Origin of the sequence: Streptomyces sp. MK37H, assembly GCF_018035285.1 — a bacterium.
Classification (GTDB): Bacteria; Actinomycetota; Actinomycetes; order Streptomycetales; family Streptomycetaceae; genus Streptomyces; species Streptomyces endocoffeicus.
The window spans coordinates 1-20,171 of sequence record NZ_JAAAYH010000131.1 but is presented as its reverse complement, the minus strand read 5'-3'; the positions used below and the strand labels follow the sequence as shown (position 1 = coordinate 20,171).

Below are 20,171 nucleotides of genomic sequence, written 5' to 3'. Positions count from 1 at the left end.
GTGCGACTTCACCAGCGCGTCGATCCGGGCCAGCACCTCACCGACCGGTCGCGGATCCAGTCGGCGGCCGTCCCGCAGTCGCAGGGCCACCCGGCCGTCGGCGGCCTCCCGGGCGCCCACGACGGCCTGGTACGGGACGAGGCGGGCCTCCCGGATGCGGGCGCCCAGGGTGCCGCGGTCCGGTCCGGCGAGCTCCGCGCGCAGGCCGAGCTCATCGCACCGCCGGACGAGCTCCTCGGCCCGCGCCAGCTCGGCCTCGGAGATCGGCAGGACCACCAGCTGAGTGGGGGCCAGCCAGGCGGGGAAGGCCCCGCCGTGCTGCTCGATGAGATGGGCCACGGCCCGCTCCACACTCCCGATGATGCTGCGGTGGACCATGACCGGGCGGTGCCGGGCGCCGTCCGGGCCGATGTAGTGCAGATCGAACCGCTCGGGCTGGTGGAAGTCGACCTGGACGGTGGACAGGGTGGACTCGCGGCCGGCGCCGTCGGCGACCTGTACATCGATCTTGGGGCCGTAGAACGCGGCCTCGCCCTCCACCGCCTCGTACGGCAGCCCGGAGCGGTCCAGGACGTCGGTCAGCAGGGCGGTCGAACGGCGCCACAGCTCGGGCGCGGCGACGTACTTGCCGCCGGGGCCGGGGAGGGAGAGCCGATAGCGGGCCGGGGTGATGCCGAGTGCCTCGTACGCCCGGCGGATCATCTCCAGGGCCGCCCCCGCCTCGTCGGCGACCTGGTCCAGGGTGCAGAAGATATGGGCGTCGTTGAGCTGGATGGCCCGGACCCGGGTCAGCCCGCCGAGCACCCCGGACAGTTCCGAGCGGTACATCCCGCCCAACTCGGCCACGCGCAGCGGCAGTTCGCGGTAGCTGTGGCCGCGGGAGCGGTAGATGACCGCGTGGTGGGGGCACAGGCTCGGGCGCAGTACGACCTGCTCCGCGCCCAGATCCATCGGGGGGAACATGTCGTCGCTGTAGTGCTGCCAGTGCCCCGACAGCTCGTACAGCTCCCGTTTGCCGAGCACCGGCGAGTACACATGCCGGTAGCCCGCCCGCCGCTCGGCGGCGCGGATGTACTCCTCCAGGGCGTGCCGTACGGTCGCGCCGTCGGGCAGCCAGTACGGCAGGCCCGCGCCGATCAGCGGGTCGGTGTCGAACAGGCCCAGTTCACGGCCCAGCTTGCGGTGGTCGGACATCGCGGTCTCCTTGTCAAGGTGAGGCGAGTGACCGCACGGCGAAGCCCCGGGGCACTCGCCCCGGGGCTTCAGATCAGAACATCGATCAGCGCGCCGGGACACTCTCCGGCGTCGTCGTCATCGCAGCGCGCTTCATGCCGCTCACCGTAGCAAGGCCCGGCGCGGCCCGCCCGGCGATTTTCCGGGCGCGGGCCATGCCGGGAGACGGCCTACCCGCTACGCCCCATCCGGCAGCAGCTCCCCCACCGCGTCCCGCCACGCGGCCCGCGTCGCGACCGCCTGCCGCCACGTACGCACCGCCTTCGGCGGCATCCCGACGGCCAGCACACCGGCCACCCGGTCCCCGGCGCGGTAGACGGCCAGGAACTTCCGCTCCGCCGGCTCGCCCTCCACCACCGCGACCTCCTCATGGCCGCGCAGATACCCGTGCGCCTGGATCCGGAAGTCGTACTGGTCGGACCAGAAGTACGGCACCGGGGCGAACGGCCGCCGCTCGTCCGGGCGGAGGAGGTTGCGGGCCACGGCCATGCCCTGCTCGGTGGCGTTGGTCCGGTGCTCGATCCGCATCGCCGTGCCGAACAGCGGATTGTGCCAGCGGGCCACATCCCCCGCGCCGTACACACCCGGCGCGGCGGCGCTGTACTCATCGCACTCCAGGCCGTCGCCCAGGGTGAGCCCACTGCCCTCCAGCCAGCCGGTGTTGGGCACCGAGCCGATCGCGACCAGCACCTCGTCGGCCTCGACGAGCGTGCCGTCCGTCAGCCGCACCCCGCCGTCGGCCACCTCGGCCACCGCCACCCCGGTGCGCAGATCCACGCCGTGGTCGTGGTGGGCCTGGGCGAGCATCCGGCCGACCCGCTCGCCGACCGCCGGGGCCAGCGGCACCGGCGCCGGTTCCAGCAGCGTGACCTCCGCGCCCAGCCCCCGGGCGACGGCGGCCGCCTCGGCGCCGAGGAACCCGGCGCCGACCACCGCCAGCCGCCGCCCCGGGCCCAGCCGGTCCCGCAGGGCCAGGGCGTCATCCAGGGTGCGCAGCACATGCGCCCGCTCCCCGCCGTCGCCGGGCAGCCGGCGCGGGCGGACGCCGGTGGCGATGACCAGGCCGTCGTACGGCACCCGCGCCCCATCGGCCAGCGCGACCGTGCGGCCCGCGAGGTCGAGCCCGGTCGCGGCGACGCCGAGGCGCAGTTCGAGGCCGAGCGCGTCCAGATCGGCGGGGGCGCGCAGCGGCACCCGGTCGGGCTCCCACTGGCCGCCGAGGATCTGCTTGGACAGCGGTGGCCGGTCGTACGGGTGGTACGGCTCATCGCCGATGAGCGTGAGCGTGCCCTCGTAGCCCTCCCGGCGCAGCGTCTCCGCCGCCGCCAGACCGGCGGCGGAGCCACCGACCACCACCACGTGCTTCACTTCTCGACCACCCGTATCGCCGCCGCCGGGCAGACCACCGCGGACTCCCGTACATCGGCGTGGAGTTCGGGCGCGGGCTGTTCGTCCAGCAGGACCACGATGCCGTCCTCCTCCCGCTGGTCGAACACATCGGGTGCGATCATCACGCACTGCCCCGACGCCACACACTTGGGCACATCGACTTCCACACGCATGGTGACTCCCTTGCCTTCGCCGCTGCCGTCGCCCTCGCCTTCGCCGCTCATGACGTCCAGGTGACGGGCAGCTCGTAGACGCCGTAGACCAAACCGTCCTCTTTGAACGGTAGTTGGTCGATTCCGGTGGCCAGCCGCAGGGTGGGGATACGGCGGTAGAGCGTGCCGTAGACCACCTGGAGCTCCATCCGGGCCAGCGGCTGGCCCAGGCACTGGTGGACGCCGAAGCCGAACGCAATGTGGCGGCGGGCGTCGCGGCCGATGTCCAGCCGGTCGGGCTCGGCGAAGACCTCCGCGTCCCAGTTGCCGGTGCCGGTGTAGACGATGATCCCCTCCCCGGCGCGGATGGTCTCGCCGCCGATCTCGATGTCCTCGAGCGCGACCCGGCGACGGCCGTTGTGCACGATCGTCAGATAGCGCAGCAGCTCCTCGACGGCCCGGGCGATCACCTTCGGGTCCTCGGTCTCCCGCAGGACGGCGAGCTGGTCGGGGTTCTCCAGCAGGGCCACGGTGCCGAGGGCGATCATGTTGGCGGTGGTCTCATGGCCCGCGACCAGCAGCAGTACGCCCATGGTGGCGGCCTCGCGCCGGGTCAGCTCACCGGCCCTGACCCGCCCGGCCAGCTCGGAGAGCATGTCGTCGGCCGGGTCGGCGAGTTTGGCGGCGACCAGCCCGTCCAGATAGTCGGTCAGCGCCTCGTTGGCGCTGACCACCTCCTCGACCGAGGAGTGCCGGTTGATCAGGAGCGAGCTGTTCCGCTGGAAGAAGTCGTGGTCCTCGTACGGCACCCCGAGCAGTCGGCAGATCACCAGCGACGGCAGCGGCAGCGCCAGCGCGCGCACCAGGTCCACCGGGGTCGGCCCGGCCAGCATGGTGTCGATCAGCTCGTCGGTGATCTTCTGGATCTCGGGCCGCAGCGCCTCGATCCGCTTGATGGCGAACGGTCCGGTGACCATCCGCCGGATCCGGGCGTGCTCGGGGTCGTCCATGGCGACGAAGGACCGCCGCCGCCCGGCGTTCTCGCGGAAACCGGCGCTCGCGTGCGGATACCCGGGCAGCGTGGCCTCGGCGCTGACCCGCGGGTCGGCGAGCAGGGCGCGCTGGTCCGCGTACCGGGTCACCAGCCAGGGGGCGCTGCCGTCCCACAGCCGTACGCGCGCCACCGGCCGTTCGGTGTGCAACGCCCGTGCGGCCGGGGGAGGGGCGAAGGGGCAGCCGGCCGCCCGCGGCATCGGAAACTCCGGAAGCGGCTCTTCCGTCTCGGGCGCGGTCTCTGCCAGCGTCTCGGTCATGTCTCTCCTCGGGTGGGGGTTCCGATGGGAGCGGAGCGTGAACCTTCGGGTTGGTGGGGACGGGTGTCTTGGCGTTACGGGGGACGCGAACCTTCGCGTTACGGGGGACGCGAACCTTCGCGTACCGGGGACGTGATGACCAGCGAACCCGCTCGACCTGACTCCCCCCGGTCAGTTTCCTGACGAAACGCTGACAGTGGGGAAGGCCACGGTGACCGTGGTGCCGCGGCCCGGTGCGCTGCTGACGCTCACCTCCCCGCCGTGTCGCTCGACCACCCGCCGCACGATGGTGAGGCCGATGCCGCCGCCCAGCTCGATCCGGCCGTCCTCGTCGCGCGGGGAGGTGAGCCGGGCGATGTCCTGCGGGCCCATGCCCGGCCCCTGGTCGCTGACCGAGAGCTCGACGTGCGGCATTCCGCCGGTCCCGGTCCCGGTCCCGGCCCCGACACCGTCCCCGGCCACCGGGCCGCGTACCGCCACGGTCACCGGGGACCCGGCGGGGGTGTGGCGCAGCGCGTTGTCCAGCAGGTTGCGGACGGCGTGCCGCAGCATGCGGTTGTCGGCGACGACGGTCGCCCGGCCGGAGTCCTCGCGGGCGATGGGGCGTTCGGGGTCGAGCAGCCCGAGATCCGCCACCGCCTCGTCGGCCACGTCCCGCAGATCAACCGGCTCCGTCTCCAGCGGCCGTACCCAGGAGGCGTCCGCGCGGGGGAACACCTGCTGGACCGCCTGGTGCATATGGTCGGCCTCGTCCTGGATACGGCGCAGGGCGCGCACCATCAGCTCGGGGTCGTCGCTGAGCCCCTGGAGCGGGAGTTCGGCCCAGCCGCGGATGGTGGTGAGGGAGGTGCGCAGCTCGTGCAGCAGGACCTCCAGCCGCTGCTGGCGCTCGTAAGTCTCCTCGCCGCGGGCCTCGCCGTGGGATGGGCCGTTTCCACAGAGCTCGTCCCCGCAGCGCTCGTGCCCGCAGCACTCATCCCCGCAGCACTCGTGCCCGTGGCGCTCGTGCGTGCTCATCCGGAGGCGAGTCCGCCGAGCCAGTAGCCGAAGCCACGGCGGGTGTGGATCAGGGCGGGCCCGGCCTCGTCGACCTTGTGACGGAGGCGGGAGACCAGCTTCTCGATGGCGTTGTCCCCGTAGCGCCGGTGGTCCGCCACCCACAGATGCTCGCCGATCTGCTCCTTGGAGAGCACCTGCCCCGCGTTGACCAGCAGATAGCGCAGCAGCCGGAACTCCGCCGGGGTCAGCTCCAGCGCCCGCCGCCCGCGCCGCGCCTGACGGGTCGTCTCGTCCAGCACCAGATCCGCGTAAGTCGGCGACGGCTCCTCCCGCCGCCGGTCGCGGGTGCGCAGCAGGGCCTGCACCCGGGCCAGCACCTCGGCGATCCGGAACGGCTTGGTGACGTAGTCGTTGCCGCCGATGCCGAGGCCGGTGACCAGCGAGTCGAGCGAGTCGCGGGCGGTGAGGAAGAGCACCGGCGGATGGTTCTCGTCGGCCGCGACCAGGCGCCGGCACACCGTGAAGCCGTCCAGATCGGGCAGCATCACATCGAGGATCACCAGGTCGGGCCGGTCCCGCCCGACCCGGTCGAGCGCCTCCCCGCCGGTGGCCGCGGTGCCGACCCGGTAACCGGCCAGCTCGAGGGTGGTCGAGAGCAGTTCGGCGATTCTCGATTCATCGTCGACGACCAGGATGCGCTGCCCGTTGCCACGGGCCGGCGCTGGTTTCTCGCTGACACTCCCGTACACGCCATGACACTACGTGAACCGACGGTTCCGGGGCACGGGGGCCTTGACCGCGACCGATGAGATCCGGACAGGGGGACAGGGGGACAGGGCCGGGCTCATGCGGGCCGTGGGGGCGCCGGCCCCACGGCTCACGGTCTTCCGGTTTCCGCACCTTCCGGCTTCTTCACCTTCCGGTTTCCTCACCCTCCGGCTTTGGGCGATCCGAAAGTCAGCGCGGAGGCTTCGCCGGAATCCGCGTAACAGTGGAACCGGTCGGTCCAGGACTTTTCCTGAAGGGTCCGGACCAGTGCACGGGGCACTGCCATGTGCACATCGCGGCCACCGGCCGCATCCGCCGGAGTCGGCGCGATGAGCACGGTCCAGGGAGTGGGAAGCGCCGGGACGTCGTACCAGAAGGGCGTGCCCGCTCCGTAGTCGAGGCTGTAGAAGGGGAGCTTCGACCAGTTGTTGATCACGATGGTGTTCTCGAACTTGTCGAGCGTCATGGTGGGCAGGATGCGCTTGAGGCGTCCCGCCTCGTATTCGGCACAGAGGAACGCCGTTTCCTGGCGGATTTTCTCCTCAGTGTTCTCGGCATAGCCCGCGCGGACCGCCGTGGCGACCTCGCCGAGAGGGCGGGAGCGCAGTTCGGCTGCCGGCATCCCGGGCCGGGTGTTGGTGACGGTGTTGCCCCAGTAGCCGTCCGGTACGGCCCCGCCGCCGAAAGCACGGAAGTCGGCGAGGAGGCCCAGCTTTTCCTCGCTCGTGTCGGGGCGGTCTCGCAATGCGCCGAGGACTTTCCAGAGGTGCGCGGTCAGCGCGTCATTGGTCGATACCCATCGCCCTGTGCCCGCGAGGTCGGCCATCGCGGCGTCCTTCATGGTGGCCAGTTCGGCGGCGGTGAAGCGGGTGGTCACCATCGTCGTCACCTTGGCGATGCTGCTCAGCAGGATGCGGGCTACATAGGCGGACTTCCGGCCGCGCTTGGTGACCGTGAAGTGGTCGTTGCCCGGCCGGGCGGCATCCGCGACCGGCGCCGCGAGGGCGTCGATGATGCTGCGGTCGTGGCCGGGTGCGGGGTACTCGAGCCCCCGATGCTCCTTCGACCAGCTCTCCATGAACCGCATATAGGCGGATCCGTCAGCCACGGCGTGATTCATGTTGACACCCAGAACGGAGCCGCCGCCTTTCATATGGGTGAGCTTCACCGTGAAAAGCGGTGTGTCGGCGTCGACCACCTGGAGCGGGTTGACCTGACTCAGATAGCGATTGATGCCCTTTTTCGCCGTGTGGTGAGGTCCGTGATCCGGCATGGACTCGGTTGCGTGTGTCTCGATGAAGCGCACACCGGCGTCGTCGCAGAGCACGCTGAGGCGGCCGTCGGGACCCTTCTTCATGCGCCCTGAAATCATCGGGAAGTTGAGCAGTGTTCTACTGAGGGAGGCGCGAAGCGCTTCGCCGTCGAGCGTCTCGCGATAGAAAAAGGTACGTGGGGTGTAGACCAGCCCGATGAGCATGTCGTAGACGCTCAAACGTATGCGGTCACCGCTCGCCTCTCCGGCGCGTACGGTAATCGATCGCTTGGTTTCGCTCTCGGTGGCAGTGGGGGATGCCATCATTTGCGCACGTTCTTTCGTTCTGTCCGAATGTGTTTCTGGGTCGGTATATGGACCCTACCCCCGGGTCGAACGCCACCTCATTGACTAGAACTTGTTTCAGGCAATTTTGAAAAATGGGCGAGCGAGGTCGGCTCACGGAGGTGCCCGCCGACCCCGAGGGGGTCCCGCGGTTGGCTCGGGCCCTGCGGCCCGCCGGGGTTACGAGGCCCGACTGGGGGGATACGGCGCCGCGATGTCACCCACCCGCGCCGCTCGGATAGCATGATCCGAACTCACGACGAGCGCCCCCATCGCCCGCCCTTCACCGGAAAACCGTGCTATCCGGTGCGAAGAGTGACTTACAACCCACATCTAGCAAATCGGCCAAACAATTGATACCTACAGCATCGCGGGTGTTTTCGCGCCTAAACAGCAGAATATCGTTCGCCGCGTGGCGCCGACCGCGGGCGGTGCTGTGGGCCACGGCTGGTGTGGCGGTCCTCGGGTTCCTCGTCGCGCTGGAGATCGCCGCCCGACGTTACGGCCTGCCGGGGCCGATGACCAGTCAGGCGCAAGAGGTTATATTTGCCCCCAAATCGGGCTTCCTGCTGTACGCCGGTATGGGCTTGATGATGGTGGTGCTCACCTGGCGCGAGCGGCTCATCGCGGCCGGTGCCGCGATCGGCATCGACATCGTCATCTTCCTGGTGCGGTGGGTGGCCGACGCGAAGGTGACCGAAGGGCACCCCTTCGGCAACGGCGCGTTGTGGGTGATGCTGGGCTGTGTGGCTATCGCGGTCACGCGCCGCACCGGCCGGGAGCGCGCCCTGCTGCTGAAGGGCGTGGGACTGGGGCTGCTGCTGGTGGCCGGCCGTAAGACCGGCGACACCTGGCTGCTCATCACGGCGAAGACCCGCCCGACGGTGCTCGACCCGTACCTGGCGACCGCCGATCACGCGCTGGGCAACCCGTCGTGGCTGGCAGGCCGGATTGTCGAGGCCATGGGCCCGATCGGCGCCCATGTTCTCGACTACGTCTACATTCAGCTTCCGGTGGCCGCGGTCGTCGTCTCGATCTACCAACTGCGCAACGTGGCGGTCGAGCGCCGGTTCCCGCGCCACCATCTGGTGCGCACCTTCCTCGCCATCGGCCTCCTCGGTCCGGCCGTCTACATGATCTTCCCGGTGGTCGGACCGATCTTCGCCTACGGCGCCGGGGCCTTCGGTACCGGCGGCGAGCACTGGGCGCTGGCCAACCTGTGGCCGCATACGCCGCCGCCCATCAGCGCCCCGCACCCGATGCCCTTCGACGAGATCACGCCACGCAACTGCATGCCCAGCCTGCACACGGCGTGGGCCACCGCGATCTTCATCCATTCCCGCCAGGGCCCGCGGATCCTGCGGTTCGCGGGAACGTTCTGGCTGGTCGCCACGCTCGGCGCGACGCTGGGATTCGGCTACCACTACGGCGTGGATCTCGTCGCGGGCGTGGTGTTCGCGCTCACCATCGAGGCGGCGCTGCGCTCGCTCGCACGTGGCTGGGACCGGTCGGGGACCCAACTGGTCGCCCACGGCGCGGCGGTCTTCGCCGCACTCCTGGTGGCCTATCGCTATCTGCCGGTGGAGATGGCCGGACATCCATGGGTGTTCGGCCCCCTTCTCCTGCTGGCGATGGGCTCGGTGATCCACGGCTATGTACGGACCACCAGGCTGTGGGAGCCGAAGGTCGCACCGGCGCTGCAGCCGGAACCGCGGCCCGAAATGGTGTGAGCCGTGTTGACCGTAAGGCGGCCATGAGGCGTTAGCGACGCGTTAGCCGATCGGCAGAGGATCATCAGCGGCGGCGGACAGCCTTGGTGCCACGGGCCCCCGAAGGACAGGGACGGGGGCCACCCGCGACACAGGGGGGAGTCTCATGTCACGCCGCACCGGACATCACCACGCTCGTAAGGTCGCCGCCGCAGCGGTGGCCGCCGTCGCCGCGTTCGGGCTGACCGCCTGCCAGGGCAACGGCGACACCAAAGCCGGGTCCTCCACCGCCTCCGGCTCCCAGGCCTCCGGTTCCTCCGACGCCTCCGCGAAGAGCGGGGCGGGCGACGCCGCGGAGGCGTTGCGGAAGACGGCCCCGACCCCGCTGCGCGACGGCGGCGCCCTCTACCCGCGCGCGATCCGCCTGGAGCACAGCGGGAAGGACAACGGACGCGTGCTCGCCTCGACCGTCGTCCACGACGGCGGCAACGGCATCGGCGCCGTCCAGGAGAGCACCGACGGCGGAGCGAGCTTCAGCCAGGTGGGCACCATCGCCGACCCCAAGTCCGCCGACGGCCGGGGGCTGTGCTGCGCGACCCTCTACGAGCTGCCGCGACAGGTCGGCGACATGCCGGCGGGCACGCTGCTGTGGGCGGCCTCCTTCGGCCAGGACGAGAAGCCCGCCCCCCGGATGTCGATACGGGTCTTCAAGAGCACCGACGTGGGACGCCATTGGAGCTACCTCTCCACGGTCGCCGCCGCGACGGACACCAGCAAGGGGCTGTGGGAGCCGGAGTTCTCCATCGACGCGGAGGGCAACCTGGTCTGCCACTACTCCGACGAGACCGATCCGCGGCACAGCCAGAAGCTCGTCGCCGTACGCTCGCGGGACGGCGTCTCGTGGAGCGGGCTCCATGACACCGTCGCCAGTGCCCCGGTCTCCGACCGCCCCGGGATGGCGGTCGTACGGAAGCTGCCGAACGGCACCTACGTCATGACGTACGAGATCTGCTCCGAGGACCCCAAGTTCGCCTGCGTCGTGCACTACCGCACCTCATCCGACGGATGGGACTGGGGCGACCCTGCCAACCTCGGCATCCGCCCCCAGACGGCGGACGGCAAGTACTTCAAGCACGCACCGACCCTGGCCTGGGCGCCGGAGGCGGGGAACCCACAGGGCAAGCTGCTGCTGGTCGGGCAGGCGATGTTCAACGCGGACGGCAGCCGGGCCGAGGGCAGCGGGCGCACCATCTGGACCAACAGCAAGGGCGGCGAGGGCGCCTGGCGCGAGATCCCGGCCCCCGTCCCCGTGAAGTCCGACAAGCTCGACTCCTGCCCCAACTACAGCTCCAGCCTGCTGCCCTCGGCCGACGGCCGCGAGGTACTGGAGATCGCGACCGACTACGACGGGGGAGTGTGCCGTCCGTACCACGCCACCGACGGCATATGACCCGGCCCGCTGACCGGCTCCCGCCGATATCCGCTGTACCGGGTGCCCATGGGTCGAAAGACTGCCGGGCATGGAGTTCTTCTGCTACCACCGCGATCGGCCCGGCTCCCTGGTTCTGCGCCAAGAACTGGTCGAACAGCACTGGTCCTACATGGATCGGTACGCGTCGGAGATGATCGCCCGAGGGCCGACCCTCTCCGACGCCGACGGGGGGCCGACCGGCAGCGTCCATATCGTCGACCTGCCCGACCCGGCCGCCGCCCGCTCCTTCGCCTTCGACGAGCCGGGCTACCAGGCCGGTGTGTACCGGGACGTACTGTTGCGGCGGTGGCGCAATGTGCTGGGGCGCACGATGTGGGAATTCCCCGGGGGCCGGACCGGAGGCAACCGATTCCTGGTGCTCGGCCTGGGCTCGGGCGAGGCCACCGACGTCGCCCTGCCCGCCGACCAGGACGAGCTGATCGCCTACGGGCCGCTGCTGTCCGACGACGAAAGCACGTGGCTGGGTACGGCGGCACTGGTCCGAGCGCCCGACCCGGAGACGGCTCGCGCCGTCCTGACCCCGGACCGGTACGCGGACATCGAGGTTCACCGCTGGCAGTTCGGCGGGCGGCCGTCATGACCCGCGCACTCGGACCCGTCGCCTGGCCACCCGCACCGATAAGGACCGAGCGGCTCGTGCTCCGCGAGTCCGAGGCCCGGGACCGTGCGGCGTTCATCGAGTTGTTCGCATCGCCGGAGGTGCGTACCTACCTCGGTGGCCCTCGATCGCGTGCTGAGCTCGAACGCGCGGTGCCTGAGGTGCCCGGGCGGCGCCCTGGTCTTTTCGTGATCGATCTGGACGGCGCGATGATCGGCACGATCACGCTCGACCGGCGCGACGAGGAGCGTCCGGGTCACGTCCGTGTGGATGCCGGGGAGGCCGAGCTCGGCTACCTGTTCCTGCCGGAGGCGTGGGGACGCGGGTACGCCGTCGAGGCCTGCGCGGCGGCGCTCGGCTGGTTCGCCGACGCGCTTCCCGGCGAGCCGGTGGTGCTCTGCACCCAGACCGCCAACGACCGCTCGATGCGCCTCGCGGCGAAGCTGGGGTTCACCGAGGTGGAGCGGTTCGAGGAGTACGGCGCCGAGCAGTGGTTCGGCGTGTGGTCCCCGGTCACGGGGTCCGGTTGAGCGGTCCCAGCCCCTGGCCCCGGCCAGGAGCTGGCGCTGGTTCCAAGGGGCCGGGGGCAGCCTTGTTTGCGCGGCCTGCCGGGAGCAGTGGAAGAACCGGCCGTCTACCGCACCATGACCATGGCCACCACGGCCCCACTACTGGGCTGGACGAGGGAGAAGCCCTCTTGGGAGGAGCTCTCGACCGGACGCGACGCGAAGGAGCTTTCCAGAACGTCGTCTCGGTCTGGGGGCGGCCGTTGACGCGGCGCCGTTTGCCGCGCGACTGGTTGTGGTGGTTCGGCTTCCCCGAATGAGCCCATGCCGCACACTTTCGGCCATCATATGGCGTCGCCCTGTCCGCGCCTCGAAGGCCCCTGTCCAGCGCTTGGCATATGCCATCAGGGGAGTGCCCAGCCTAGAGACCTGCGGAGACGTGAGAATCTCAAGCGTGAGAACCCCTAACGAGTGTGGCGTCAAGTTATATGCGTCGCCGATTTTCGATGCATACGTTGTGTCTCATTGCCGTCGGCCCATTACGGTCCAGACAAGCGAAAGGCCGGGCGGTCAGCAACCCGCCCGGCCGGTGCAACCAGCGAGGTGATGACTCGCTAATCAGTAGCTCAACCCTCGAAGATTGGAGCTCAATTATGAGCTTACTGCACGATGCTCATCCCCAGCGGGCAGCTGTGCCCGCCATCGCCCCCGCTTCTCCCCCCGCGCCGCGCCTGGTCGCCGCAATGTGTCGCGGTCAACGGATCGCGGTCGAGTGCCCGCTGTGGTGCGTGCGGGATCACTCACGGGAGGATCTGGCGTTTCTGGAAGATCTCTCCCATGAGGGCGAGGAGATCGCCCTGCCCGCGCCCGAGTTCAGCGGCGTTTCGGCGGTGCTGATCAGCTCCATTCGAGAGTGGCCGTTCGTGAAGGACGAGGAAAAGGGCCTCCCGTATCTTGGCTTCGACGCGACGGGCTTTGGTGACGTCGCTGCTCTGGCGCCCGCAGCGGCGCTGGCGTTCATCGACCAGGCCGCCGCGCACCTGGAAAAGATGCGGGCGCAGGCCCGGCAACTGGCCGAGGTGCAGAGGGACGCTGTCCAGCCGACTGAGGACTAGTCCTAGGCAATAGCAAACGGCCGGGTGGATGTGCCGTCCACCCGGCCGTCCTGTGGGGCTGGCTCGCCGAGTTCGTGCCTGCTGGCCTCTCCATTTCCGCCAACCAGTCCGGTTCATGCTCTTCCGTCTGGGGCTTCTGCGGCCAATCCGTTCCCTTGTTTTCTGGCCAGAGGGCGACTGGCATGGCGTATGCGTGCCCAAGGTGCGAGAAGTCGGATCAGGTGGTCCACCTGCCCGAGTTCTGAAGATTGCTCTCGCAACTGCTGTATTGCAGGCACTGCCCGAACCAGTTCCCGCCGGACAAGGCCCTGGCCGCGTAGCTGCGGCGGCGTGGCCAGCGGTCGGGGGCTTTGCCTGACCGGGTTGCGGCGGGGCCGACGGGTTTCCCCGCCCGCCCTGCCGTTCAGTGGTCCGTGTCTGCGGCGATGTCGGGCGTTCAGCTTGTGGAGCAGGGGACCTGAGGGCCCTGGGCCGTGGTGATGTCGCTGATCACGACTCGGTGGTCCTCATTCACGGTTCGCAGGATGCAGTTCCGGGAACTCACGCCTCGGTGGAGGATGTAGTCGAACTTCTTGCGTGAATTGACCTGTGTCGGGTTGCAGCGGTTGTCCTTGACTTCTCGGCAGAACGGGTCGACATCTGTGAACCCCGCCTGCCAGAGCGGCTTCATCTCCTTGTTCGACGGTTCGGCGTTGAGGTCGCCGGCGACCAACGCCGGGCCGTAACGCCGTGTGGCGTTCGCGAGTTCCTTGGCCTGCTGGCCTCGCTCCTCGTGGTGTGGGCCCCAGCTGAGCTGGGTGTTGAACACCCGGACCTGTCGGCCTGCGAGGCGTGTGGTGAACATCGTGTAGGCGCGGGCTTCCCACGGGCCCTCGTCGACGCTGTATCGCCGCTCTCGGTAGTTCTGTATCGGGGTGCCCTTGGCATACACGATGGCCTGGCCGTTCTCGCTCCAGCCATCGCAGCCGAGGTTGACGGTGCCCGGTCCGAGCTTGAACTCATACTCGAACCCGATCTGGTTTAGGAACTTCACGGCCTTGCGTACCTCGGTCCTGCAGGATTCCTGCAGGAGAACCAGCTGTGGCCGGAACCTCTTGATGTGGTCGACGATGTCTTGTGGTGTGCTGAGCTTTTGCCCGTTGGAGTTCCAGGACATGACCCGGTTCGGGAACACTGTCGCGGGCAAGTCGACGGTGGGCTTGGCCTGTGTGGATGCCTCGGCGGCCGGATTTGCGTATGCGGGCGTGATCAGTCCCACGATTGCCAATGATGCGGCTATTCCAGCTTTGGCGGCGAGCCTGCCCGCGCCGCGGGTTGTGCTGCTCATCATTCCCCCTGTTGTGGACCTCGGGGCCGCGTCATCTGCCGATGAGCCACCCTCTTGATTTTTGGTCACTTCGTGGAGCGGCCCAGTTGCTCGGTTCTGTAGTTGCCCGGAGGGCCGCCGCAGCAACACCATGCTCAGTGGAGCTTGCTCAAACCTTGGATAAACCTGGAATCGCCTGGTGGCACCCTCCGATCTGCCACGGATGAGTCCCCCAGTACCCGAAGGAGACAGGTCTGCGACGTGAGGGGTGATGTCGGGCTTGCAATGGGTTCGCCGGGCGCTGGCGGGTAGGGCTGCGGTATGAGCCTTCAGGGGAGGCGATGCTGGTGAGAAGGCCAGGAAGTGGCCGGCTTTGCGCTCGTAGCGGCGGTGCAAGCGCCGGCATCCGGCGAGCCATGTCATGGTGTCTTCGATGGTCCAGCGGTGTCGACCGAGCCGTTGAGGGTGGTGGTAGTCCTTGTCGCCGTGGAGTTTGCCCGGCCTGTGCCGTCGTGGTCCGCGTCGGGAGCGGATCGTCACTATGCCGCTTCACTGGCGGGATGAGGGCCTGACTGTCATGCAGGTTCGCCCCGAAGATGTCGACGGACAGGGGCAGACACCTCCCGACGGCCCGAACGACGCCGAGGGCGGCTGCTGCCAGGTACAGCCCGACGTGGCTACGAACACGATCGTGCCCACAGGGCGCCGTTCACGTATCACAACGTGAATGGGTCCTCATCGAGCTTTTCTGCCAGGTGCTCAAGCGTATCCGTAAGGCTTGTCGGTGCACCGGCCAGCCTTTCGTGCTGTTTGGCGACGTGACCGATGAGGCGGAGGGTCCGTCCCGAGGAGATTCCGGGTGCGGCGGTGGCCAAGGATTTGGCTACGTCTTCCGCGTCGCGCCAGGCATTGACGTCCAGTAGGCATTGTGCGAGCCGTGCGACTCGCTCGCTTGAATAGCCAGTCGTGACGTCACGTCCCGGTTGTACGGATTGCAGTAGTAGCTCGATGGCTTTCTCTACGTCACCGGCGATCTGAAGTGTGTGACCCCACTGGCGGTCAATTTCCCCGTGAGTCACCCACCATGCCCAGTCCGGTTCGCCGACGTCGTTACCGTCCTCGACGAGCGACCGGGCGCGTTGAAGCGACTCGATGGCATCCGACGTACGTCCCGTGCCGACCAGTCCCTTCGCTTCACGGATGCGGAACATCGCCTCGACGCGCGGGGACAGCCGTCTACGGTTGAGTACCGACCGGGCGATGGACAGCGCCTCTTGGTTCCGTCCGCGCCATTCACTCTGCATCGCCATGTTCTGTAGCGTCAGCAATTCGATGGTGCGATCCCCCGAGAGATTCGCGAGCAACAGCGCCTCATGGTTGAAGTGTTGGGCGGCGTCATCTCTTTCCGCGTCCCAAAGAGCCCAGCCGGCGACTTCGGCGAGTTCTGCGGCGGCCGACTGAATATCGCGCTCGTACCGGGGATCGTAGTCTCCGACTCCGAGCCGTCGATGCACGACCTTGAAGGCGCGGCCTGCGGGCTCGGCGATGGATACTCCGCTGAGTTCGTTGTCCAGGACGACCAGCCGATGGGAAGTCTCCCGGATGGCGGCTGCGAAGTCAGCTCCACGTGCCTCGTTGAGTCTGAGTGTCCGATCAGTGATGGCCGGTGATTCGGTAGCTTCGGGCGAAACCGTTGGCGGTGCTACTCGTGCCGCGATTTCGGCGAGTTCCCCGTTCGCCTTGAGCAGGTGGTCCAACGCCGTGACGAGTTGCCTCGACGGCTGCTGTTTCCCGGAGAGTACGCGGGACAGATAGGCGTGGTCGTAGTTCAGGTGGCGGGCGACCGCCCGAACACTCATGTCCCGGTCACGGAGCAGGTCGCGGACTCTTTGGCTGAACTCCCCGCTGTTCATGGTGACCAGGGTACGGCTGTCACCACGCAGTCACCAGGCGGTCACCAACCGCGACCGCGCATTCACGGTTGTCTTGACGTACGTAAGGACCCCCGCGACCGTGCGACCGGCCCGGGGGCGTGGCCATCGCTAACGGGAGCGACAACGTGTCGGACACTAGCCCAGCCACCCCACCCTCGAACACTCCGCCCAACGACGACTGCGATGTGTGTGGGGCGCTGTTACGACAGCAAGCCGAAGCGAGGCGCAACGTCGATCAAAAGTGGGCGACCGCCTGTCTCGTTGAACTCCAGTGGCACCACGAGGGACCGCTTCACAGCGAGAAGACCCGATGAAGGGCCGCGCGATGATGACCATGCGCGTGTCGCGGGACAGCGGGAAGACCTACGGGCCGACACGCGTGGTCAGGTCCACCGAGCCCCTGAGGCCGCTGGAGACGTCGGTGTGGCCGCCGTGCCAGTGCCCCCGATGCGCGTCGGCGCATGTGACCACCCGTCGGCCGTCCTGACGGGGGCACCACGAGATCGCGGGCCCCTGGCCAGGGCGCGCCCTCGCCGCCGCGCTGGCTCGATCACGCGCGAAGTCGAGAACGGTACTCGCCCGGGGCCATGCCCCGGGCGCGTCGGAAGGCACGGCTGAAGGCGTGCGGAGAGCCGTATCCGACCGCGCTGGATATCGACTCGACCGGCTCGTCGGTATCGCGGAGCCGGACGGACGCCAGGTCGATGCGCCACTGCGTCACGTACGCGCCCGGCGTCTGTCCGAGGGCGGACCGGAAGTGCCTGGACAGCGTCGCCCGGGAGACGCTCGTCGCGGCGGCCAGGGTCTCCGTGGTCCAGGGGTGTTCCGGTCGGGCGTGGACACATGCCAGGGCGTCGCGCACGACCGGATCACGCATCGCGCCCAGCCATGAGCCTGACTGTTCCTCCGGGTGGCGGGCCAGCCAGGCGCGTACGAACTGGACGAGCAGAAGGTCGACGATGCTGTTGACGGCGGCGGTGGTGCCGATCTGGGGCTGTGCGAGTTCCGCCGTGAGGAGTTCGACGGTCCTTCTGAGCTGCGCGTTCTGGCGGGCTGTGACGTGCATCGGCCGGGTGAGGGAGGTGAGCACCGGTGTGCTCACCTCCGGGTCCTGCTCGTAGTGCAGGACGATCACTTCTGTCTGCACCGGCGCCGAGCCCAGCCGCAGGGCTCGGCCATCGGCAAAAGCCCGGGCCGCCGCCTCACGGTCGCAGGAACCCATCGTCACGCTGGCGCCGCCGGCTATCCCGTGTGCGGTGCCCGGCGACACCAGGACGGCGTCTCCGGCCCGCACCTCCAGGGGCTTCTCGCCCGGGACGTGAAGCCACATCGTGCCGCGGGACACCATGTGCAGTGCCGCTCCTGGGTAGGTGTCCAGCCACAGGCCCCAGGTTCCTCCGGCCTTCAGCATGACCCCGAGCGCCCCACGCGCACCCGAAACACGCAAGACCTCCGCCAGCACATCCATGGGTCCATTCTCGTCCACCGTCGCCAGCCGCCCACCGGCGGGCGGCGGCGCATATGTCCTCGTTCACAGCTTCAGGCCACGTCAAGAACGATCTTCCCGTGCACCTTCCGGGCGAACAGCGCCTGGACGGCGTCGTCCACGTCCTTCCAGTCGCCTCGCAGTCCGACCGGTGCCGAGAGCCTCCCGGCGGCCATGAGGCCCAGCAGGTCCGTCAGCTCCCCGCTGGTCGGCGTCATGTCGCCGTAGGTGGCGATGGAGCGGGGTTCGCCGAAGCCGAACAAGGCCCCTGACGGGAACGTGGTGTCCTGCCCCGAGGAGTAACCGACCAGGTGGATGGTGCCGCCCTCGGCGAGGGAACTCCACGCCTGGGCCACCAGCGGCCCGCCGACCGTGTCCAGGACGAGGTCGAACCGGTCCCCGGTCTCGGCCAGGTCGGTCAGGACCTCGTCGGCGCCGAGCTCGCGGAGTCCGGCGGCCCGGTCCGGCGAACCGACGAGTGCCGTCACCCGGGCGCCCGCCAGCGCCGCCAGCTGGACGGCGAAGTGCCCCACGCCCCCGCTGGCGCCGGTGACCAGGACGTTGCGCGCCAGCAGGGAACGCTTGCGCAGCACCCGCAATGCGGTGACTCCGGCGATCCCCAGCGCGGCGGCGTCGGCCAGGTCCACGCCCTCGGGGACGGTGCCGAGCGAGGCGGGGCTGACTGCCACCCGCTCCGCCCACGCGTGGGAAGCCATTCCCACCGCGACGCGCGTACCTTCGGGCGGCCCCGAGCCGTCGGATGCGGCGCGCACCACGACGCCGGCCGCGTCGTGACCGTGCACAGCGCCGACGGGCCACTGGTGCACGTAATTCAGCTCTCCGAAGTTGAGACCGATGTGCCGTATCTCGACCAACGCCTGGTCGCTGGACGGCACGGGCTCATCGACATCGGCGAACCGGACGGGTCCAGCCTCGCCGTGATCGACCACAAGGGCGCGCATAGGGTGTGTTTCCTTCTCTCGTGGATGCGCCTGAACACTCGGCGCGGTACGCAAAACCCTTACGCACGGCCAGGACAGCGACCAGTCCCGTGAGAATCAACCAGTTGACGATCTGTGTCAGCACGACTCGCGTATCACAGCGTGAAGGGGTCCTCGTCGAGCTTTTCCCCCAGGTGCTCAAGCGTATCCGTAAGGCTTGTCGGCGCACCGTTCAGCCTTTCGCGCTGCTTGGCGACGTGACCGATGAGGCGGAGGGTCCGCCCCGAGGAGATTCCGGGTGCGGCGGTGACCAGGGAATTGATGATGTCTTCCGCGTCGCGCCAGGCGTTGACGTGCAGTAGACACTGTGCGAGCCGTGCGGATGACATACCTGCGTAGCCGGTCGCGACGCCACGCCCTGGTTGTGCGGATTGCAGTAGCCGCTCGATGGCTTTCTCTACGTCACCGGCGATCTGAAGTGTGTGACCCCAGTGGCCGTCAATTTCCCTGTGGGTCACCCACCATGCCCAGTCCGGTTCGCCGACATCGTTAGGGTCCTCGATGAGCAACCGGGCGCGTTGAAGCGACTCGATGGCGTCTGACGTACGTCCCGTGCCGACCAGTGCCTTCGCTTCACGGATGCGGAACATCGCCTCGACGCGCGGGGACAGCCGTCTACGGTTGAGTACCGACCGGGCGATGGACAGCGCCTCCTGGTTCCGTCCGCACCATTCACTGTGCATCGCCATGTTCTGTAGCGTCAGCAATGCGATGGAGCGGTCCCCCGAGAGATTCGCTAGTAACAGAGCCTCATGGTTGAAGCGTCGGGCGGCGCCGTGTATTTCCGCGTCAAAAAGAGCCCAGCCGGCGACTTCGGCGAGTTCCGCGGCGGCCGACTGAATGTCGCGCTCATGCCGAGGGTCGTAGTCTCCGACTCCGAGCCGCCGATGTACGACCTTGAAGGCGCGGCCTGCGGGTTCGGCGATGGATACTCCGCTGAGTTCGTTGTCCAGTACGACCAGCCGATGGGAAGTCTCCCGGATGGCCTGTGCGAAGTCGGTCCCACGTGCCTCGTTGAGTTGGAGTATCCGATCAGTGATGGCCGGTGATTCGGTAGCTTCCGGTGAAACCGTCGGCGGTGCTATTCGTGCCGCGATTTCGGCGAGCTTCCCGTTTGCCTTGAGCAGGTCGTCCAGCGCCGTGATGAGTTGCCTCGACGGCTGCTGTTTCCCGGAGAGCACGCGGGACAGATAGGCGTGGTCGTAGTTCAGGTCACGGGCGACCGCCCGAACACTCATGTCCCGGTCACGGAGCAGATCGCGGACTCTTTGGCTGAACTCCCCGCTGTTCATGGTGACCAGGGTACGGCTGTCACCACGCAGTCACCAGGCGGTCACCTACCGCGACCGCGCATTCCCGGTTGTCTTGACGTACGTAAGGACCGCTAACGGGAGTGACAACATGTCGGACAGGGTGAAGAGCCGCGCGATGATGACCATGCGCGTGTCGCGGGACGGCGGGAAGGCCTACGGGCCAACGCGCGTGGTCAGGTCCACCGATCCCCTGAGGCCGATTGAGACATCGGTGTGGCCGCCGTGCACGTGCCCCCGATGTGCGTCGGCGCACGTGACCA

Annotated in this window: 17 protein-coding genes and 2 pseudogenes; 5 read left to right on the top strand and 14 right to left on the bottom strand. The window is 68.6% G+C overall.

Annotation, left to right across the window (positions count from 1 at the left end; all coding sequences use genetic code 11):
* The 7 genes from thrS to GWI24_RS19775 form a co-directional block, all read right to left on the bottom strand.
* Positions 1 to 1,266, bottom strand: a 1,266-nt coding sequence (thrS, locus tag GWI24_RS19805; RefSeq protein ID WP_281790251.1) for a threonine--tRNA ligase, incomplete at its 3' end; no start/stop codon positions are given.
* Between the two features lie 144 nt (positions 1,267 to 1,410).
* Positions 1,411 to 2,601: an NAD(P)/FAD-dependent oxidoreductase gene (locus GWI24_RS19800; RefSeq protein ID WP_210947259.1), complete on the bottom strand. Its 1,191-nt coding sequence runs from the start codon at positions 2,599 to 2,601 to the stop codon at positions 1,411 to 1,413.
* Entirely contained in the window at positions 2,598 to 2,795 is a 198-nt protein-coding gene (locus GWI24_RS19795) for a ferredoxin (protein ID WP_121825096.1), read from the bottom strand. The genes GWI24_RS19800 and GWI24_RS19795 overlap by 4 nt, the downstream gene beginning before the upstream one ends.
* 47 nt (positions 2,796 to 2,842) lie before the next feature.
* Positions 2,843 to 4,087, bottom strand: coding sequence for a cytochrome P450 (locus tag GWI24_RS19790; protein ID WP_210947258.1), 1,245 nt, complete (start codon positions 4,085 to 4,087; stop codon positions 2,843 to 2,845).
* A gap of 171 nt (positions 4,088 to 4,258) precedes the next feature.
* Positions 4,259 to 5,104 carry a cell wall metabolism sensor histidine kinase WalK gene (locus GWI24_RS19785; RefSeq protein ID WP_210947257.1) on the bottom strand — a complete coding sequence of 282 codons (846 nt, stop codon included), beginning with the start codon at positions 5,102 to 5,104 and terminating at the stop codon, positions 4,259 to 4,261.
* The gene (locus tag GWI24_RS19780; protein ID WP_210947256.1) at positions 5,101 to 5,835 is read right to left on the bottom strand and encodes a response regulator transcription factor; all 735 of its coding nucleotides are present in this window, start codon (positions 5,833 to 5,835) and stop codon (positions 5,101 to 5,103) included. Before GWI24_RS19780 ends, GWI24_RS19785 begins: the two co-directional genes overlap by 4 nt.
* Positions 5,836 to 6,014: 179 nt before the next feature.
* Positions 6,015 to 7,433, bottom strand: coding sequence for an acyltransferase (locus tag GWI24_RS19775; RefSeq protein ID WP_210947255.1), 1,419 nt, complete (start codon positions 7,431 to 7,433; stop codon positions 6,015 to 6,017).
* A gap of 416 nt (positions 7,434 to 7,849) precedes the next feature.
* On the opposite strand from GWI24_RS19775, the gene GWI24_RS19770 reads away from it, so the two are divergent.
* From GWI24_RS19770 to GWI24_RS19750, 5 genes are all read left to right on the top strand, one after another.
* Positions 7,850 to 9,181 (top strand): phosphatase PAP2 family protein, encoded by a 1,332-nt coding sequence (locus GWI24_RS19770; protein WP_374103317.1) that lies wholly within the window; start codon positions 7,850 to 7,852, stop codon positions 9,179 to 9,181.
* A gap of 145 nt (positions 9,182 to 9,326) precedes the next feature.
* Positions 9,327 to 10,610, top strand: coding sequence for a sialidase family protein (locus tag GWI24_RS19765; protein ID WP_210947253.1), 1,284 nt, complete (start codon positions 9,327 to 9,329; stop codon positions 10,608 to 10,610).
* Positions 10,611 to 10,680: 70 nt separating this feature from the next.
* Positions 10,681 to 11,232 carry a YciI family protein gene (locus tag GWI24_RS19760; RefSeq protein ID WP_210947252.1) on the top strand — a complete coding sequence of 184 codons (552 nt, stop codon included), beginning with the start codon at positions 10,681 to 10,683 and terminating at the stop codon, positions 11,230 to 11,232.
* Entirely contained in the window at positions 11,229 to 11,780 is a 552-nt protein-coding gene (locus tag GWI24_RS19755; RefSeq protein WP_210947251.1) for a GNAT family N-acetyltransferase, read from the top strand. The genes GWI24_RS19760 and GWI24_RS19755 overlap by 4 nt, the downstream gene beginning before the upstream one ends.
* A gap of 668 nt (positions 11,781 to 12,448) precedes the next feature.
* Positions 12,449 to 12,871: a hypothetical protein gene (locus tag GWI24_RS19750; RefSeq protein ID WP_210947250.1), complete on the top strand. Its 423-nt coding sequence runs from the start codon at positions 12,449 to 12,451 to the stop codon at positions 12,869 to 12,871.
* Between the two features lie 436 nt (positions 12,872 to 13,307).
* Here the strand turns inward: GWI24_RS19750 and GWI24_RS19745 are convergent, their stop codons facing one another.
* From GWI24_RS19745 to GWI24_RS19720, 7 genes and pseudogenes are all read right to left on the bottom strand, one after another.
* Positions 13,308 to 14,201, bottom strand: coding sequence for an endonuclease/exonuclease/phosphatase family protein (locus GWI24_RS19745; RefSeq protein ID WP_210947249.1), 894 nt, complete (start codon positions 14,199 to 14,201; stop codon positions 13,308 to 13,310).
* A 297-nt stretch (positions 14,202 to 14,498) separates the two neighbouring features.
* Positions 14,499 to 14,636 (bottom strand): annotated as a pseudogene (locus GWI24_RS46885) (IS5/IS1182 family transposase); the annotation flags it as partial.
* Between the two features lie 12 nt (positions 14,637 to 14,648).
* Positions 14,649 to 14,799: pseudogene (locus GWI24_RS46880) on the bottom strand (IS5/IS1182 family transposase); the annotation flags it as partial.
* Between the two features lie 94 nt (positions 14,800 to 14,893).
* Positions 14,894 to 16,090, bottom strand: a complete 1,197-nt coding sequence (locus GWI24_RS19735; RefSeq protein ID WP_210947248.1) for a helix-turn-helix transcriptional regulator — start codon at positions 16,088 to 16,090, stop codon at positions 14,894 to 14,896.
* 571 nt (positions 16,091 to 16,661) lie between these two features.
* Positions 16,662 to 17,579: an AraC family transcriptional regulator gene (locus GWI24_RS19730; RefSeq protein WP_210947247.1), complete on the bottom strand. Its 918-nt coding sequence runs from the start codon at positions 17,577 to 17,579 to the stop codon at positions 16,662 to 16,664.
* A gap of 71 nt (positions 17,580 to 17,650) precedes the next feature.
* Complete coding sequence (locus GWI24_RS19725) at positions 17,651 to 18,559, bottom strand: zinc-binding dehydrogenase (RefSeq protein WP_210947246.1); 909 nt, start codon at positions 18,557 to 18,559, stop codon at positions 17,651 to 17,653.
* Positions 18,560 to 18,693: 134 nt separating this feature from the next.
* Positions 18,694 to 19,890, bottom strand: coding sequence for a helix-turn-helix transcriptional regulator (locus GWI24_RS19720; RefSeq protein ID WP_210947245.1), 1,197 nt, complete (start codon positions 19,888 to 19,890; stop codon positions 18,694 to 18,696).
* Positions 19,891 to 20,171 lie beyond the last annotated feature (281 nt).